Origin of the sequence: Clostridium sp. UBA871, assembly GCF_002295255.1 — a bacterium.
GTDB lineage: Bacteria > Bacillota > Clostridia > Clostridiales > Clostridiaceae > Clostridium_J > Clostridium_J sulfidigenes.
Map to the genome: position 1 here is coordinate 812,362 of NZ_DBFV01000004.1, position 17,141 is coordinate 829,502.

General features: G+C 31.6%; 17 protein-coding genes and 1 tRNA gene. 1 reads left to right on the plus strand and 17 read right to left on the minus strand.

The genetic code is table 11. The features are described from left to right. Positions 1 to 350: 350 nt before the first annotated feature. The 5 genes from B3086_RS09900 to B3086_RS09920 all read right to left on the minus strand — a co-directional run bounded on the left by B3086_RS09900 (position 351) and on the right by B3086_RS09920 (position 5,816). Positions 351 to 447: transfer RNA gene (locus B3086_RS09900), tRNA-Sec, on the minus strand. A gap of 85 nt (positions 448 to 532) precedes the next feature. Continuing rightward, entirely contained in the window at positions 533 to 2,440 is a 1,908-nt protein-coding gene (gene selB, locus B3086_RS09905) for a selenocysteine-specific translation elongation factor (protein ID WP_346848403.1), read from the minus strand. A gap of 76 nt (positions 2,441 to 2,516) precedes the next feature. Then, positions 2,517 to 3,899: an L-seryl-tRNA(Sec) selenium transferase gene (selA, locus tag B3086_RS09910; RefSeq protein ID WP_346848402.1), complete on the minus strand. Its 1,383-nt coding sequence runs from the start codon at positions 3,897 to 3,899 to the stop codon at positions 2,517 to 2,519. Positions 3,900 to 3,947: 48 nt separating this feature from the next. Beyond that, positions 3,948 to 4,976 carry a selenide, water dikinase SelD gene (gene selD, locus B3086_RS09915; protein WP_084178008.1) on the minus strand — a complete coding sequence of 343 codons (1,029 nt, stop codon included), beginning with the start codon at positions 4,974 to 4,976 and terminating at the stop codon, positions 3,948 to 3,950. A gap of 108 nt (positions 4,977 to 5,084) precedes the next feature. Continuing rightward, the gene (locus B3086_RS09920; protein ID WP_346890915.1) at positions 5,085 to 5,816 is read right to left on the minus strand and encodes a helix-hairpin-helix domain-containing protein; all 732 of its coding nucleotides are present in this window, start codon (positions 5,814 to 5,816) and stop codon (positions 5,085 to 5,087) included. A 110-nt stretch (positions 5,817 to 5,926) separates the two neighbouring features. Between B3086_RS09920 and B3086_RS09925 the strand changes: the two genes are divergently transcribed. Next, positions 5,927 to 7,222, plus strand: coding sequence for a D-alanyl-D-alanine carboxypeptidase family protein (locus B3086_RS09925; protein ID WP_346880174.1), 1,296 nt, complete (start codon positions 5,927 to 5,929; stop codon positions 7,220 to 7,222). A gap of 135 nt (positions 7,223 to 7,357) precedes the next feature. Here B3086_RS09925 and B3086_RS09930 read toward each other — a convergent pair whose 3' ends face one another. The 12 genes from B3086_RS09930 to B3086_RS09985 form a co-directional block, all read right to left on the minus strand. Continuing rightward, complete coding sequence (locus B3086_RS09930; RefSeq protein ID WP_346848399.1) at positions 7,358 to 8,257, minus strand: RluA family pseudouridine synthase; 900 nt, start codon at positions 8,255 to 8,257, stop codon at positions 7,358 to 7,360. A gap of 66 nt (positions 8,258 to 8,323) precedes the next feature. Continuing rightward, entirely contained in the window at positions 8,324 to 8,704 is a 381-nt protein-coding gene (locus B3086_RS09935; protein ID WP_035128819.1) for a RidA family protein, read from the minus strand. 59 nt (positions 8,705 to 8,763) lie between these two features. Further along, on the minus strand, positions 8,764 to 9,336 hold the full coding sequence (gene yqeK, locus B3086_RS09940) for a bis(5'-nucleosyl)-tetraphosphatase (symmetrical) YqeK (protein WP_346848398.1): 573 nt from the start codon (positions 9,334 to 9,336) through the stop codon (positions 8,764 to 8,766). A gap of 3 nt (positions 9,337 to 9,339) precedes the next feature. Then, on the minus strand, positions 9,340 to 9,948 hold the full coding sequence (gene nadD / locus B3086_RS09945; RefSeq protein WP_346848397.1) for a nicotinate-nucleotide adenylyltransferase: 609 nt from the start codon (positions 9,946 to 9,948) through the stop codon (positions 9,340 to 9,342). Positions 9,949 to 10,064: 116 nt separating this feature from the next. Further along, entirely contained in the window at positions 10,065 to 10,358 is a 294-nt protein-coding gene (gene yhbY, locus B3086_RS09950) for a ribosome assembly RNA-binding protein YhbY (protein WP_035128811.1), read from the minus strand. 21 nt (positions 10,359 to 10,379) lie between these two features. Further along, a complete protein-coding gene (obgE, locus tag B3086_RS09955; protein ID WP_346848396.1) occupies positions 10,380 to 11,657 on the minus strand; it encodes a GTPase ObgE in 1,278 nt (425 codons plus the stop codon). Between the two features lie 218 nt (positions 11,658 to 11,875). After that, positions 11,876 to 12,178 carry a 50S ribosomal protein L27 gene (gene rpmA / locus B3086_RS09960; protein ID WP_346848395.1) on the minus strand — a complete coding sequence of 101 codons (303 nt, stop codon included), beginning with the start codon at positions 12,176 to 12,178 and terminating at the stop codon, positions 11,876 to 11,878. 1 nt (position 12,179) lies between these two features. After that, positions 12,180 to 12,527, minus strand: a complete 348-nt coding sequence (locus B3086_RS09965) for a ribosomal-processing cysteine protease Prp (protein WP_150843809.1) — start codon at positions 12,525 to 12,527, stop codon at positions 12,180 to 12,182. A gap of 2 nt (positions 12,528 to 12,529) precedes the next feature. After that, positions 12,530 to 12,841 carry a 50S ribosomal protein L21 gene (rplU, locus tag B3086_RS09970; protein ID WP_035128800.1) on the minus strand — a complete coding sequence of 104 codons (312 nt, stop codon included), beginning with the start codon at positions 12,839 to 12,841 and terminating at the stop codon, positions 12,530 to 12,532. A 202-nt stretch (positions 12,842 to 13,043) separates the two neighbouring features. Beyond that, a complete protein-coding gene (locus B3086_RS09975) occupies positions 13,044 to 14,501 on the minus strand; it encodes an Rne/Rng family ribonuclease (protein ID WP_346893336.1) in 1,458 nt (485 codons plus the stop codon). A gap of 11 nt (positions 14,502 to 14,512) precedes the next feature. Further along, positions 14,513 to 15,217: a TIGR03936 family radical SAM-associated protein gene (locus B3086_RS09980; RefSeq protein ID WP_346848393.1), complete on the minus strand. Its 705-nt coding sequence runs from the start codon at positions 15,215 to 15,217 to the stop codon at positions 14,513 to 14,515. Then, the gene (locus tag B3086_RS09985; protein WP_346848392.1) at positions 15,189 to 17,048 is read right to left on the minus strand and encodes a TIGR03960 family B12-binding radical SAM protein; all 1,860 of its coding nucleotides are present in this window, start codon (positions 17,046 to 17,048) and stop codon (positions 15,189 to 15,191) included. Before B3086_RS09985 ends, B3086_RS09980 begins: the two co-directional genes overlap by 29 nt. Positions 17,049 to 17,141 lie beyond the last annotated feature (93 nt).

Below are 17,141 nucleotides of genomic sequence, written 5' to 3' on the forward strand. Positions count from 1 at the left end.
TATTTTTTTAAAACATTTTACTTTTTATTACAACAAATTTCATCGATATTTTTCAATTTATCCGATGACTACCCGCTCTAATACTCCCATCTTTTTCAAAGTGGGAGTAAAGAGCGGCTACGACCCTGGATAACGATTTCCCCTAAAGGACAACGAATTCTAAGTATCGAAAATACTGATACTAAGAATTCTGTTAGTAACCTTCAGAGGGAGTAAAAACTCCCTCTGAAGCAAAGAACTCTGTTTATTCTCGCAGCCTACAAACATATTTCTAGTTTTTCAGGCATAAAATAAGGACCCAAAAGTTATTTACCGTTGGTATTACTAACTTTCAAGTCCTTATATTACTTTGGCGGGAATATGTGAGAATCGAACTCACCCGTCGTGGTCTTAGCACGGCAACTCGGTTTTGAAGACCGGCAGGCACACCAGCACCTATCTACTCCCATATTACTTCCTACACTTGGTATTATAAGATGTAATAGATAAAAAATCAAGTATTAAAATCATCAATACTTGATTTTTTTCACTATTAATACATTACTCTATCATTTTCTACACGTTTAGTGAATTTTATACTATCTAGATGTTCCATGATAGCAATGGTATATTTTCTGTTACTTTCAAAAATTTCTTTAGCTGTAGCTGCTGATATAGAGCCATTTTCAAGGATATAATTTCTTACCTTATTCTTAGCTTCTTCATAATCTTCCTTAAGAAGAGTGCAGTCTTCATTTAATTTAATTAAAATTTCCTTATCTATTAGGAGTTCATATACCATCTTAAATCCAGCTCTATCTTTTTCCCCTTGGCCTAAGTCTACATATTTAGGAGGGGTAAACTTTAACCTTTTATATTCATTTATTATAAAGTTTTTCATTCTTTCTTGTTCTTTATTCAAGGTTACATTAAAATCATATAAAGCTATAAACTTTTCACTTACTTTTAATGTTTTCTTTTCTACTAACATGTTTAATATCTCATCATAATTCTTTTGTTTTAATTTTTTAGTAAATATTTTATTTTTAGCTTCTTCCTTAGACATTCCAAATTTTAATGGATTCTTTTTATGGAAATCTTCTATGAGTTCCTTTAATTCTTTTGTTTTATCCTTTAAGAAATCTTTATGGATGAATATGCTATTATCCTGTCCTCCTAGTCTTATTATGGTTTCTTGATCTTCTAAAGCTTTTAATTCCTCTTCTATGTTATCCATGTTTTTACCAAGACTCTTTAATATAGCTAAAGAATCTGGATAGGTATCGCTTAAATTTTTCACTGTATTTTCTAAAATATTAGTAGATTTACCACTTTCTTTTAATTTTAATTCTTCTAAATACTCAGCAGTAACCTTCTTAGATTTTTTAGCATTAGGCTCTATTATTATACCTCCTGCTATGGTATTCATAGGAGAATAGCTTCTTATGATGTAGCGGTCATTTCTTTGAACTGTAATAGGCTTTTCTAATCTCAGTTGAACGTAAGCCCACTGTCCAGGTTTAATTTCTTCTTTATCTAAAGGTATAATTCTACAGATTATTTCTTCTGTACCATGATATAGCCTTACCCTTTGTCTATTTACTATAGACTTTTCAGCGGTTTTTATATGGTACAACTTACAATCTATGATTAAAGAGGGCTCCATAATATCTTCCTTAGCTACCACATTACCTCTTTGTACCTCTGACACCTTAATATTGGCAAGATTTATGGCACAACGCTGTCCTGCTTCTCCAAGTTCTGAAGGCACATCATGGACTCTTATTCCTCTAACCTTGGCCTTAACCTTACCTGGATATATCTCCACGGTATCACCTAGGGATACCTTTCCACTTATTATAGTTCCAGTTACCACTGTACCAAAACCACTTATACTAAAGGATCTATCTACTGGTAATCTAAAATGACCTTCTGTATCCTTTGCTTCTACTTCTTCTGTTAATTTATCTATATCTACAATTAATTCTTCAAAACCCATTTTAGTCTTAGAGGATACTGCGTGAATAGGTGCATCCTCTAAAAAAGTATCCTTAAATTCTTCCTTTATGTCTTCCTTTATCATATCTAACCAATCAGCTTCCACTAAATCTGACTTGGTTAATACTACTATGCCTTTTTTTATATTTAAAAGTTTTAATATTTCAAAGTGTTCCCTGGTTTGCGGCATTATTCCTTCATCGGCAGCTATTACAAGTAACACCACATCTATACTACTTATTCCTGCCAACATATTTTTAATGAATTTTTCATGACCTGGTACGTCAATTATTCCTGCTCTTCTTCCTGAAGGTAAGTCAAAATAGGTAAATCCTAAATTTATAGATATTCCTCTATTTTTTTCTTCTTGTAGAGTATCTGTTTCCCTTCCTGTAAGAGCTTTAATTAAGGTAGTTTTACCATGGTCAATATGTCCAGCAGTACCTATAATTATATGCTTCATCTATTTTACTTCATCCTTTCAAAGCATCTGTTTTATAATAGAGCAGGTAGGTAGTAACCCACCTGATTGATCTAATCTACTCTATAGCCTTAAAACATTGTACTATTTCATCAAAATCTTCTTTAAATAAGGTTCTTCCATCTAAAACTAGCTCATCATTGTAAACCCTAGCTATTAGTGGAGTTTCCCCTAATCTAAGTTTTCTCTCCATATCCTCTGGAGAAAATTTTTCACTGGTTACTTTAACTACATAGGTTTCAATTTTTTCTGTAGGCATAGACCCTCCACCTACCATGGATTCACCTTTGTCTATATAAAATTTAAAGTCCTTAGTCTTACTTTGTAGCTTTCTCTTTAGAAGTATACATTTTTTCTTAACTTCTTCCTTAGGCATCAAAATCATATTTAAAGATGGAATGTTATCTATAGCTTCTTTTTCATCTATATAATATTTTAAGGTACCTTCTAAGGCTGCTAAAGTCATTTTGTCAACTCTTAGGGCCCTAGTTAATTGATTCTTTTTCATTCTATCGATATATTTCTTTTTCCCAACAATGATTCCCGCCTGTGGACCACCTAGCATTTTATCTCCACTAAAAGTTACTACATCAATACCTTTTTTTATGCTATCTTGCACGGTAGGTTCATAGGTAAAACCATATTTACCAAAGTCTATAAGAACTCCACTACCTATATCTTCTACCACCGGAATTTCATGCTTTTCTCCCAGTTCTACAAGCTGCTCTAAGGACACTCCTTCTGTAAAGCCTAAAACTTTAAAGTTAGAGGTATGAACCTTTAAAAGTACTCCTGTATTTTCTCTTATATTATTTTCATAATCATATAGATGAGTTCTATTTGTAGTTCCTATTTCCACTAGCTTAGCTCCACTAAACTTCATAACTTCTGGTATTCTAAAGGAGCCACCTATTTCTACTAGTTCTCCTCTAGAAACTATGACTTCCTTTTCCTTTGCTAAGGTATCTAGGACTAACATTATAGCTGCTGCATTATTATTTACTACCATGGCAGCTTCTGCTCCAGTAACCTTTTTAATAATTTCTTCTATGTGAGAATATCTAGAACCTCTTTTCCCGCTTTCTATGTCATATTCTAAATTATTATAGCTACCTGCCACTGTTATCACATTTTCTATAGCTTTTTTTCCTAAAAGTGAACGACCTAAATTAGTATGTATAACAGTTCCTGTGGCATTTATCACCCTTTCTAGGTGCATTTTGTTTTTGCTTTCTAGAGTATGAACTGCAAAATCTAGTACTTGCTCTGTATTTAAACTATCTATATTGCCTTTTAATATACCATTTCTATAAAATTCTATGGCTTCCCTTAAGGATTCTAAAACTATGGTTCTAGAATTTTCTTCTATTAACTTATTTACTGATTGAAGTTTTAAAAGTTCATCTATCTTAGGTAATTTTCTTAATAATTCCTTATTCATTTTACTTCTCCCATGCATTTTAATAAGATACAACTTATGTATGGCTATCTATTCCACCACTAGGGGTACTTCACCCTTTTCAATTACTTCACCAATAATAGCAGGTTTTATATCTAACTTCATTAATCTTTCCATCATAGACTGAACTTGATCTTGAGGAGTAGATATTAATAAACCTCCTGAGGTTTGTGGATCAAATAAAGCATCCTCTAACCATTCTGGAATATCCTCTAATTTATACTTGCCATCTAAATATCCTTTATTGTTATAGGTTCCTGCAGGCACTAAACCCATCTCTGCATATTCTCTAGCACCTTTAATCACTGGAATTTTATCTTTAAATAACTTTATAGTGATATCAGAAGCTGATGCCATCTCATATCCGTGACCCATTATTCCAAAGCCAGTAACATCTGTGCATGCATTTATGTTGTAATCTACTATAATTTCACCTGCATATTTATTTAAGGTACTCATAACCTTTACAGCTTCATCATATACTTCCTTGGATGCTATTTCTGCCTTTATAGCTGTATTAACAATTCCTGTACCTATAGGCTTTGTTAATATAAGTACGTCTCCCACCTTACAACCGTGGTTTTTAAGGACCTTTTCAGGATGTACTATTCCCATAACAGATAACCCATACTTAGGTTCGTCATCTTCAACAGTATGTCCACCAATCACTACGGCACCTGCTTCTATGACTTTATCAGCGCCACCTTTTAAAATTTCTCCTAATATATCTATATTAAGGCAATTAGGAAAGCAAACTATATTCATGGCTACTGTAGGCTTTCCTCCCATGGCATAAACATCACTTAGGGAATTTGCAGCTGCTATGGCTCCAAAGGTATAAGGATCATCTACCACTGGTGTAAAGAAATCTAAGGTTTGAATAGCTGCTATATCCTCTGTTAGCTTGTAAACTGCTGCATCATCAGAAGTTTCTATTCCTACTAATAGGTTTTCATTTGACATTTTAGGTAATTTGTCTAGTATTTTTGAAAGGGTCTCCGGCCCTATTTTCGCTGCTCATCCAGAGGTCTTTGAAAGTTCTGTTAATCTTTTTGACATGGTTTTACCTCCTTATTTTATAATAAAAACAAACACTATTTTTTATTAAATTTAACTTTATTTAGTATTAAAAATTATACTAATTCTTTAATAATTCTATACTAATACTCATTTTATGTCTACCTTATCTCTCAATTTCTCTAAGGTTTTTACTCCTATACCCGTTATATTTGTCAGTTCATCTACGGAGTTAAATTTTCCATTTTCATTTCTGTAATCTACTATACTTTGAGCTTTTACTTGACCAATACCTGGAATGGTCATTAGTTCATCCACCGTTGCTTTATTTATATTTATTTTTCCTTTTGAATCTACAGCTCCTGTATCCTTTTCCTGCTGTTCTTCAACTTCAATTTCTGAATCTAATACTTCTTCGCCTATTTTATATATTTTAATACATTGTTCATCTTCTAGTATTTTAGAAAAATATATCTTTTCCTCATCTGCTTCTGGTGTCAGTCCCCCTGCTATTTCAATTAAGTCTCTTACTCTAGAACCTGCTTTTAATTCATATTCTTTAGGAGCTTTCACTGCACCTTTTATATCTACAACTATTTTATTATCATTTATATTTTCTTGATTTTCACTATCTTTTTTATTACTATCTTTATTACTATCTTTATTCTCAGTATTTTCATTTTCTCCATTACCTTTTGAATTTTGGCTTTGAAAATACTGTTGTTCATCAAGGAATACCTCTTTATATTCTTCTTCTTTATTGTGATTAATTATGTATCCTGCTACCAAAAATATAATACTAAGTATTAATATGGATAATGCTCCAATTATTTTTTCTTTTAATTTCACTTTAATACACCTCTCAATTAACATCTTATCCATATTTTTTATAAATTATTATCGTACTTCCAACTTTTTTTTGATATAATTATGTATTATGTGTTAAAAAAGTTACTAGATAAAAATTAAATATGTATAGTAAGGAGATTTCTATGAAAAAACTATTATTTATCATATTATCATTTTTTGCTATAACCCTATTAAGTTATGGTAATGCATATGCATACTCAGACCCACCTTCAATAACTGGTAAAAGCGTGGTAGTTATGGATGCTAATACTGGGGCAGTGGTCTATGGTAAAGATGAAAATAAACCTTATCCACCAGCATCTACAACAAAACTAATGACAGTACTTCTAACTCTAGAAAATTGTGATCTAGATGAAGTTGTAACTGTAGGTGAATTTCCTCCTACCATTGAGGGTTCAAAAATCTATGTAGATGTGGGAGAAAAGATGACTGTAGAAGAAATGTTATATTCAGTAATAATGGTTTCTGCAAATGATTGTGCTGCTGCTCTAGCAGAGCATATCTCTGGCTCCATTGAAGAGTTTGCCGTATTAATGAATCAACGTGCAAAGGAACTCGGCTGTAAAAATACCAACTTTGTAAATCCTCATGGACTTTATGATGATAAACATAGAACTACAGCTTATGATTTAGCTCTTATGGAAAAAGAATTATTAAATCACGAAAAATATATTGAAATATCTAAAACTAAATCTACCTTCTTACAGCCTACAAATATTTTTAAAGAAAAAAGACCTCTTTGGAACGATAATAGACTACTTCACGATGCTTATGAATGCTATTATCCAGATGCCATTGCTGGTAAAACAGGCTATACTGATGAATCTCGTCATTCTTTTGTAGCTTCTGCTTGTAAAGGGGATAACAAGTTTATAATAGCAATATTATTTGATGAAAATAAAGCCTATTATGATGAAACTCCTAAACTTTTTGATTGGGCCTTTAAAAACTTTTCCACTGAAAAAGCTTTTTCAAAAGGTGAAGAAATAGGTACTTACGAAACTACTAATGGTTCGATTATTCCTTTATTGGCTGATAAAAACATACTATATACAAAGGATAATAGTTCTAAAGAAAAGCCATCAATAGTAATTAATAAGGATACTCTTAGTAATAAATTTTTTAATAAGGGTGAGCCTATTACTACTGTTGCAGTTAATTATAATGATCAAAGCTATAGCAGTGAGGTTTTAAGTGGTAGTGATTACGAAGAAGAAGTGCTTCCTGTAGTTGGAAATTTAGTTACTACAAAAGATAACACTATAAGCTATAAAAATCTATTTATGATTATAGGTGGAATAGTTTTAGGAATTATTCTTCTAATATTGGCTATTATATATATTATTAAGAAAAGAAGATTAGCCAAAAAACGAAAAAAACTTTTCTCTTCTTATAATTCATACAAAAATAAATATTAATTTACCAAAATATAAATGGTGCTGCATTATTAACTAATGAAGCACCATTTCTTTATTCCATGACTTCCAACTCTAATACTCCTATTTTTTTCAACGTGGGAGTAAAGAGCTGCTAGGTCTCCGGCTATGAATTTTCTATTTGAATTGAAGGTTATGTATAAGCTTTGTCATATCCTCTGGCAGAGTACTTTCAAAGTTTAAAATCTTACCACTTCGAGGATGTGGCAATGTTAGAGCATAAGCATGTAGAGCTTGACGACTTATTAATTCTTCATCATTAAAATCACTATAGAGTTGTTCTCCATATATAGGACATCCTACATAGCTTAAGTGTACCCTTATTTGATGGGTTCTTCCAGTCTCCAAGACCAATTCTACTAAAGTTCCCTCTTTATAGCTTTCTTTTATCTTGTAATGAGTAATACTTCTTTGACCATCTTCCAAAACTGCTCTTTTTATTGTTTCATCTGTATGTCTTCCTATAGGTAAGTCTATAGTCCCTTCTTGATTTTCAAGGTTTCCATGAATTATAGCTAAATAAGACTTTTTAATTAAATTCTTCTCCATGGATTTTGCTAAATTCATGTGAGAAAATTGATTTTTAGCTATCATAATAAGTCCAGAAGTATCTCTATCTAATCTACTAACTAATCTTACTATTGAATTATCATTATTACTTCTAAAATGATGAATAACTCCATTGGCTAAGGTTCCCATAGGATGACTTTTAGTTGGGTGAACTACCATAAAAGGAGGCTTATCAACTATTAATAGATCATCATCTTCATAAATAACCTTTATGTTTAAATCTTCACCTTCTATATTTTGGCTTTCCTCTGCATTAACAGTAACTTCAATAACATCATCTTCTTGAAGTTTATAGTTGAGCTTTACTTCCTTACCATTTACTCTTAATCTTCTATCCATAGCGGAACCACGAATGAATCTACCGGAAAGATTTAAATTCTCCTTCATGTAGTCTCTTATCTTCACATCCTGGCCTTCTTTTCCTACCTTATATGTAATAACACTCATCTTCTAGTCACCTCTATTTATAAATATTTAAGCCTCCTTGTGTAGGAGGCTTAATCATATACTTAATTATTCTACTATTGCTATTACTTCTATTTCTATTAAAGCATCTTTTGGTAATTTACCTGGTTGAACACAAGATCTTGCAGGTGGATTTGCATTGAAATACTTTCCATATACTTCATTCATGGCTGCAAAGTCATTCATATCCTTTATAAATACCATAGTTTTTACAACTTTATCTAAGGACGTACCAGCCTCTTCAAGAATAGCTTTAACATTTTCTAAGCACACAGCTGTAGCCTTTTGTATATCATCATTTACTAATTCTCCAGCTTGATTTATTGGTAATTGACCTGAAGTGTATAGTAAATTTCCTACCTTTACTGCCTGTGAGTATGGTCCTAAAGCTGCAGGTGCTTTTTCAGTGTTGATTATGATTTTATCCATTTTTTTGCCTCCCCAAATTAAATTATTATATATTATTAGATAATTTTTACCTAGTAATATCAGTTTCTTTTAGTAACTAACAAATAATTTCTAGCTTTAATGGTATCTATATGCATTATTGAGTTTCTAGATAAAATATACATTATAGTATCGTCAAAGGATTTTAAAAGAGCTTTATCTAAATCCTCATAGGCTAAAGTTCTTAATTCTTCCACACCTTTAAAATTTCTTGAAGGCTCTATACAATCAGCAATATAAACTATTTTTTCTAATGTTGACATATTTTCTCGTCCTGTAGTATGATATTTTATTGCATTTAAAATATCTTCATCTTCCACATGGAACATTTCCTTTGATATGTATGCTCCAATTAAACCATGTAAAAGCTGAGGAGATTTGTAATATATATCTGAAATAATTATTCCATTATTCCTTGCTTTATTAATTAAATCATTGGCAGAAAAATTTTTAGCACAATCATGACAAAGCCCAGCTATTCTACCTTTATTAGGATTTATACCATAATGTTTTGCAAGGTCTTCACTAGTTTTCATTACACCTAAACTATGGTTATATCTCTCCTTGGTAAGATGAATTTTTATATAATCTTTTATTCTATTTTCCTGCCACATACCTTACACCTTATTTCTATATAAATTATATTGATTAATTACCTCCTCTACCCCTTGGGGAAGAAGGTAATTAACCATTTTATCTTCTGAAATTTTCTTTTTAATTTCTGTAGATGATATATCTAAAAGAGACATTTCTAACAAGATTATCTCTTTGCCATACTCTTTCTCTAAATCCTTTTTCATTTTTAATACATCATCCATAGCATATCCAGTTCTAGAAAACACAACTAAAGTGCAGTTATCTAATATTATGTGAATATTTTTCCACTGCCTTAAAGTCATTAAACTATCTACTCCAACTAAGAAATACCATTGAGTATAAGGTTCTCTATGGTTAAACTGCATTAGAGTATTATAAGTATAACTTAAACTGTCACTTTTTATCTCAAAATCACTTATGGAGAACTTTTTCTCACCTTTTATGGCCTGATAAACCATTTTATACCTAATTTTCTCTTCTGTCACAGCCCTAGCCCTTTTATGTGGCGGTCGACCATTTGGCATAAATATGACTTCATCTAGGCTTAAATTATATAGTGCTTCATAAGCTATATGAATATGTCCTATATGTATAGGATCAAAAGTTCCTCCAAAAATCGCCTTTTTCATGCTATTACCTCTTTAAATTATAATACCATATATGAAGTATTTTACCAACTGCAATTGGAATACTTGTTTAAAAGTTACATATATTTAAAGGTTTCTAAAACTCTATTAAATGTATATTATTTAGGAAGTTCTATTTTAGGATTTTTCTTAGATTTGCGATAGATAACTAATTTACTTCCTATAGCTTGAATTCCTTCACAACCTAATTCTTCACATAAAATTTCTGAAGCTTCTCTTGCTGTAATCCCACTATTATTTAAAGTTTTTATCTTGATTAGCTCTCTTGATTCTAGAGCCCCATCTATCTGCTTAAGAAAGTTTTCTTCTATGCCACCTTTTCCTACTTGGAATATAGGTGCTAATTGACTTCCAAGAGATCTAAGATAGCTTCTTTGTTTTGTTGTTATCATGTTATTTATTTCCCCCTAATTTTATAATAAGAACTCAAATTCAAAATCATTTAATCTTACTAGGTCACCATCTTGTATTCCCATATCCTTTAACTCATCGATAATTCCTTTGTTTCTTAAAACTTTATGGAAGTATCTTAATGAATCTGGCTCATTTACATTTACACTAGTTAATAATCTATCTACAAAGGATCCTGTAATCTCAAATATACCTTCTTCGACTTCATTTATTTCATATGTAAATCTCTTTTCTTCAGGAATAAATTTATCCTCTTCTGAAATCTCTAATTCCTTAACAGGAATTGTGCTAAGCATTTCAGCTGCAGCCTTCATAAGATCATCTACACCTTCATTGGTAGCTGCAGATATCTTATATATCTTATCATAGCCCATAGCTTGTAATTCTTTTTTAAAGTTTTCATAAACTTCTTCATCATAGAGCATATCAGATTTATTTGCTGCAATTATCTGTGGTCTATCCCATAGCTTTATGCTATATTTTTTAAGTTCTTCATTAATTCTTTTAAAGTCTTCTATAGGATTTCTTCCTTCAACTCCAGAAATATCAACTACATGAATAAGCATTCTAGTTCTCTCTATATGTCTTAAGAACTCTAATCCTAATCCTACTCCCTCTGCTGCTCCTTCTATGATACCTGGTATATCAGCAATAACAAAAGGTTCTATACCCTTCACAGCTACTACTCCAAGGTTTGGTTTTATAGTAGTAAAGTGGTAGTTAGCTATCTTTGGTCTAGCCTTAGATACCATGGATAAAAGTGTTGATTTTCCTACATTCGGGAATCCTAGAAGTCCTACATCTGCTAAAAGTTTAAGTTCTAACTTAATCCATCTTTCTTCTCCTGGCATACCTGGCTCTGCAAAGTTTGGCGCCTGTCTTGTAGGAGTACAAAATTTTGCATTTCCTTTTCCGCCTTTTCCACCTTTACATACTACAAATTTATCGCCATCATGAGCTAAGTCACACATAACTTTATCTGTTTCAAAGTCTTTAACTATAGTTCCCATTGGAACTCTGATAATAATATCTTCTCCACCCCTTCCGTAGCATTTAGAGCCTTCACCCTTTCCTCCATTCGGAGCTACGAATTTACGGTGATAAGAAAAATCTAATAGGGTAGTCATATTACTATCTACTACTAATATGACACTTCCACCATCTCCACCATCTCCACCATCTGGTCCACCTAGTGGAGCAAATTTTTCTCTTCTAAAATGAATGGAACCATTACCACCATCTCCGGACTGTACAAAAATCTTGGCTGTATCTATAAACATTATTATTTCACCTTCCTAACAAAATATCCTTTGATATTTTTACGAATTAAGTATGAGTATATTATTATTATTTACAAAAATAATAATTTTACCTATGTTTTATTTTAAAACTAATTAACACCTAGGGATGTTTTTTTATAACATAGAATAAATAATTGCCCTATGAGTAAATAATTGTCCTATGTCATAAAAAAGCACCCTTACGGGTGCTTAATTAACTATTCAGCTATTGCAATTTCTACATCGATTGGATAAACACTAGCTTTTTTCTTGCTTTTACCCATTCTTTCAAATCTTACAACTCCATCAACCTTAGCGAAAAGAGTGTCATCTCCACCGATACCAACGTTTGTACCTGGGTGAATTTTTGTTCCTCTTTGTCTTACAAGGATGTTTCCTGCAAGTACAAATTGTCCGTCTGCACGTTTAACCCCTAATCTCTTAGATTCACTATCTCTACCGTTCTTAGAGCTACCTACTCCTTTTTTATGAGCACATAACTGAAGGTTTATTAGTAACATATCACTGCACCTCCTCTACTACAACTTTGATATATTTTCCATAACTAATTTCTAAATTTTTCAATCCCAATAACATCGTTTCTAGTAGGACTTGTGTACTTTCTATTTCCACATGAGATAACTTAGATACATCTAAAGCTATGTTTCCCTCTTCCGCGATATATGTAGGTTTTAACTTTAGCACCTCTAACACTCCTAAGATTGTTACCTGGGCTAAATTACTTACAGAACCACAAACAACATCATCATAAACAGTTGTATTTTGCTTAACATCAAAATACTCAGCATGCCCATATACATGAAATGATACTAACATGCTTTTTGTTCTTTTGAAAGTTACCTTAATCATAATTAAGCTTCAATCTTCTCAATTACAACTTTAGTAAATGGTTGTCTATGACCTTGTTTCTTTCTGTAGTCTTTCTTTGGCTTATATTTGAAAACTATAACTTTCTTAGCTTTTCCTTGTGCTACTACTTTAGCAACAACTTTAGCTCCTTCAACTACAGGCTTTCCAACTACTAAACCGTCTTCTTTTCCAACTGCTAAAACTTTATCGAATTCTACAGTTGAATCAACTTCAGCTTCAAGTTTTTCAACGAATAAAACGTCTCCCTCTTGAACTCTGTATTGCTTTCCTCCAGTAAGTAAAACTGCGTACATTAAATACACCTCCTCAATCCAGTCTCGCCATCTCAGGTATAACTTACAAATTCTTTACAAAATTTTATAAGTTAGTTTAAAAACCTTATGTGTGCGGTCTACAAATGACATTTTAACACATACGCTGATGATTGTAAAGCAACTTATGGTATTTTTTTATTGATGACTATCATCTCTAATACTACCATGTTTTTCAAAATTATTACTTACATCTAGTTTTTGCAGAAAATACTTTTAATTCTTGCATAGCTTCAATTTGGCTATGAAAAATTAAAGATTCAACTTTAAAATTATCTAGATTTTCCTGAAATCTAATAAAAATATCACAGTCTAGCCCATCTAATTTCTCCACAAAAGTTACAATATCATTGTTTATTTCATTCTCATAGTTTCTATCTAGTTCTATATAGATATTTTTAATTCCCTGCTCTGATTTTATTTTTTTCACTTTACCTTTTAAAATGCTTAATATATATTCTAAAGATACTTTTTCTCCTGTACCTTTACAATAAACACAGGAATTAAAAACATAATCACATATGGATTTGCCATATTTTTTTCTAGTTATCTGAACTAAATTTAATTCTGTGAAAGGATATATTTTAGTATTATGCTTATCATCCTTAAACTCTTCTTGTAAAACTTTTAAAACTTCAGCTTTATCTTCATGAGATTTCATATCTACAAAATCTACTACTATTATCCCACCTAGATTTCTCAGTCTTATCTGTTTTACTACTTCCTTAGCAGCCTCCATATTAGTTACTAAAATATTTTTTTCCTTTAAGGATGGCTTTATGTTTTTAGCCGTATTTACATCCACCACATTCATGGCTTCAGTACGTTCTAACACAATGTTACCACCACTGTATAAGTTAATTTTATTATGTCTTAACGCTAAAATTTCTTTTTCTATGCCATAATTATCAAATATGGATAAAGCTCCTTCATAAAAACTTAGATGAAGATTTTCTAAGCGCTTTTCTTTAATTAACTTTTCATAGTAAAGGTAATCTTCATAATTATCAACTACTATCTCAGCTCCACCTTCAGTATAATTTCTTAAGACCCTACTTAGGATCCCACTATCTTTATAAAGAGGTCCTACTTTAGATGAGTATGTAAACTTATTACATATTTCTTCATATCTATGTATTAACTCACTTATTTCTTCCTTTAAAATGTTTATATCAATATTTTCTGCTTTTGTTCTAATTATTATTCCAACATCCTCAGGTTTTGATATATCTTCTTCTATTAATTCTTTAAAATTTGGTGTTTTAATCTTTTTTGAAATTTCTATATGGCTATGTTCTTTAGTAAGTACTGCATAGGCTCCCGGTAAGGAAAGGTTTCTAGTTACCTTTGGACCTTTTTTATCTATCTCTTCCTTTACTACCTCTACCATAACTTCATCACCTTTTTTTAAGGTGTTTATATGCTGATTTTTTTCTAGGGAAAGATATCCATTTTTTTCATAACCTATATCTATGAAAGCACCATGAATAGAAGGTACTATATTTTTAATTACACCTCTATATATGTCTCCTACCTTAGGTCCTTCTGTATCTTCTTCTATAAAACACTCTTTAAGAGTATCACCATATTTCACTGCAATCTTTAATAATGTATTTTGTCTTTCAATGAATATTTTTTTCATTAAATCAACTCCTAGTACTGTGCAAAATACTCTTGAAGTGTAAGTAGTTCTTTTTCTTTAAAAGCATACATTTCTACTCTTTTTATATCAACAAAGGCATCTTCCTTAATTCCCTTTACATGAGTTTTTATAAATTCACTAAGTAAACTTGCTGATAGGTTTTCTCTGCTTCCACAACTAAGAAGTCCTTCTATAGTTAACATTTTATTATCTATGGAGTACTTTATCTCTTTAACTAAAGGCTTAATATCTGTTTCCTTTTCTCCTGATTTAGATTTCTTTAAAATTGTCCATTGACTTAAATCCAAAAAAGAATCCATATCTAGTGCAGACTCATCCTGAAGTTTAAACTTTATTATATATTTAGCTGCATCTATGGTAGCCATTGCTTGTTGATTTTTCTGTCCTTCTTTTCTGGCTACCTTGGTAACGGATAAAAATTTAACTCCACCTACTGTATTTTCATTTAAAGTCTTTAGAATTTCATTTTCATCAAATGCTTCAATAAACACTGCATCTAAATATTCTCCTGTAGAATATACCCCTACTGATAGGGGTTGTGCTATAGATATGCTCATATGAGGATTAAACCCCTTAGAATACTCTATTGGTAGTTTTGCTCTTCTTATAACTCTTTGTATAGTTCTCATTAAATCTAAATGAGATAAAAACTTTATTTCACTTTCTTTAGTGTATTTTATTAAATAACGCACCATGAAAGCACTCCCTTTCCTTAAAGCTAGTATTGATTCCACATCCTGTACATCTCTCTCTACAGTCTGGTGTTAAAACCATTTCTTTAGCTTTTTCATTTTCACTTATTAGATAGCTTTTACTTACTCCTATATCAATGAAGTCCCATGGTAAGATTTCATCATAACTTCTTTCTCTATAAGCATAGAAATCTCCATCTACCCCACATTCTTCAAAAGCTTCTTGCCACAATTCAAAGTTGAAGTACTCGTTCCAGCCATCAAACCTAGCGCCCTTTTCAAAGGCCTTCACTAGAACATCACAAAGTTTTCTATCCCCTCTTGCAAATACTGCTTCTAGGTAGCTAAGTGCCGATTCATGCCAATTGTAGTTAATAGCCTTACTTTTTATAGCATCTCTAAGACTTGAAATTTTTTCTCTCACTTCAGCCACTTGATTCATTGGAGCCCATTGGAAAGGTGTAAATGGCTTTGGTACTAATATAGAAGTACTTACTGTAACTCTTAAGCCCCTCTTTCTTACATCCCTAGGTACATGGAAGTATTCCTCTACTACCTTTTCTGCTAAATGTGCAATTCCTTCTACGTCTTCTACGGTTTCGTAAGGAAGTCCTATAACAAAGTATAGCTTTATAGTTGACCAACCTGATTCAAAGGCATTTCTAGCAGATCTTAATAAGTCTTCTTCTGTTACTCCTTTGTTTATTACATCTCTCATCCTTTGAGTTCCAGCTTCTGGAGCAAATGTTAATCCTGTCTTTCTTACCTTTTGTATCTCCTTTATTAAATCTACAGAGAAGGCATCTATTCTAATTGATGGTATAGATACTCCTATTTTTTCTTCTCCATACTTTTCAATTAAAGAAAATATTAAGTTTTGGATATTAGAGTAATCACAAATACTTAAGGAACTTAGAGAAATCTCCTGATAACCTGTGTTTTTTACTAGAATATCGATTTCTTCCATAAGCTTTTCTGTGGTTTTTTCTCTAACTGGTCTGTATATCATTCCTGCTTGGCAGAATCTACATCCCCTTGTACAGCCTCTAAAGGTCTCTATAACTATTCTATCATGAATAATTTCTGTATAAGGAACTATGAATTTTTCTGGAGAATTGTTAGCATTAAAATCTGAAACTATTCTCTTTTTAACAGTTTTAGGTACATCCTCATACTTTGGAGTCATGTCCTTAATAGTGCCATCTTCATTGTAATTTACGTCATAAATGGATGGTACATAAACTCCTTGAATCTTTGAAATAGCTCTTAGGTATTCGGCCTTTGATTTACCCTTCATTTCCTTATAAACATCTAAAACATCATGGGTAACTTCTTCTCCTTCACCTAATATGAAGACATCAGCTATATCATATAAAGGCTCAGGGTTATAAGCACAAGGACCTCCCATCATGATGATAGGATATTCTTCTCCCCTTTTTGAAGCTCTAACTGGTATATTACACATATCTAACATATTTAAAATATTAGTATAGCTCATTTCATATTGAAGAGTGAATCCTAAAATATCAAATTCACTAAGGGAATCCTTAGTTTCAAGAGTTCCTAATGGAATGTCATTTTCTCTTAGTAGTTTTTCCATATCTGGCCAAGGTGCAAAGCATCTTTCACAGAAGGTATCCTCTCTCTCATTCATAAGATGATATAGAATTTTTGTTCCCAAGTGGGACATTGCCACTTCATAAACATCTGGGAAACAAAAAGCATATCTAATATCTACACTGTTTTTATCTTTATTATATGAGTTTAATTCTCCACCTATATATCTAGCTGGTTTCTCAACTCTGTACAAAATATCGTCGGAAATTTTATTCATTGAGTATCCTCCTTAAGTTAATTTAACTTAGCTTAAGAGGATTTTACATCCGCTAAAGCTAAGTTTCATTTTAGCACAACTATATAATATTTC

Bases quoted from the DNA above. Each gene is read 5' to 3' on its own strand.
- yqeK (WP_346848398.1), bottom strand. From the start codon at position 9,336: ATGTGGCAGGAAAATAGAATAAAAGATTATATAAAAATTCATCTTACC.
- B3086_RS09975 (WP_346893336.1), bottom strand. From the start codon at position 14,501: ATGAAAAAAATATTCATTGAAAGACAAAATACATTATTAAAGATTGCA.
- selB (WP_346848403.1), bottom strand. From the start codon at position 2,440: ATGAAGCATATAATTATAGGTACTGCTGGACATATTGACCATGGTAAA.
- obgE (WP_346848396.1), bottom strand. From the start codon at position 11,657: ATGTTTATAGATACAGCCAAGATTTTTGTACAGTCCGGAGATGGTGGT.
- yhbY (WP_035128811.1), bottom strand. From the start codon at position 10,358: ATGATAACAACAAAACAAAGAAGCTATCTTAGATCTCTTGGAAGTCAA.
- rpmA (WP_346848395.1), bottom strand. From the start codon at position 12,178: ATGTTACTAATAAACCTTCAGTTATGTGCTCATAAAAAAGGAGTAGGT.
- B3086_RS09935 (WP_035128819.1), bottom strand. From the start codon at position 8,704: ATGGATAAAATCATAATCAACACTGAAAAAGCACCTGCAGCTTTAGGA.
- B3086_RS09925 (WP_346880174.1), top strand. From the start codon at position 5,927: ATGAAAAAACTATTATTTATCATATTATCATTTTTTGCTATAACCCTA.
- B3086_RS09965 (WP_150843809.1), bottom strand. From the start codon at position 12,527: ATGATTAAGGTAACTTTCAAAAGAACAAAAAGCATGTTAGTATCATTT.
- nadD (WP_346848397.1), bottom strand. From the start codon at position 9,948: ATGAAAAAGGCGATTTTTGGAGGAACTTTTGATCCTATACATATAGGA.
- B3086_RS09920 (WP_346890915.1), bottom strand. From the start codon at position 5,816: ATGGATAAGATGTTAATTGAGAGGTGTATTAAAGTGAAATTAAAAGAA.
- B3086_RS09980 (WP_346848393.1), bottom strand. From the start codon at position 15,217: ATGGTGCGTTATTTAATAAAATACACTAAAGAAAGTGAAATAAAGTTT.
- rplU (WP_035128800.1), bottom strand. From the start codon at position 12,841: ATGTACGCAGTTTTACTTACTGGAGGAAAGCAATACAGAGTTCAAGAG.
- B3086_RS09930 (WP_346848399.1), bottom strand. From the start codon at position 8,257: ATGAGTGTTATTACATATAAGGTAGGAAAAGAAGGCCAGGATGTGAAG.
- B3086_RS09985 (WP_346848392.1), bottom strand. From the start codon at position 17,048: ATGAATAAAATTTCCGACGATATTTTGTACAGAGTTGAGAAACCAGCT.
- selA (WP_346848402.1), bottom strand. From the start codon at position 3,899: ATGAATAAGGAATTATTAAGAAAATTACCTAAGATAGATGAACTTTTA.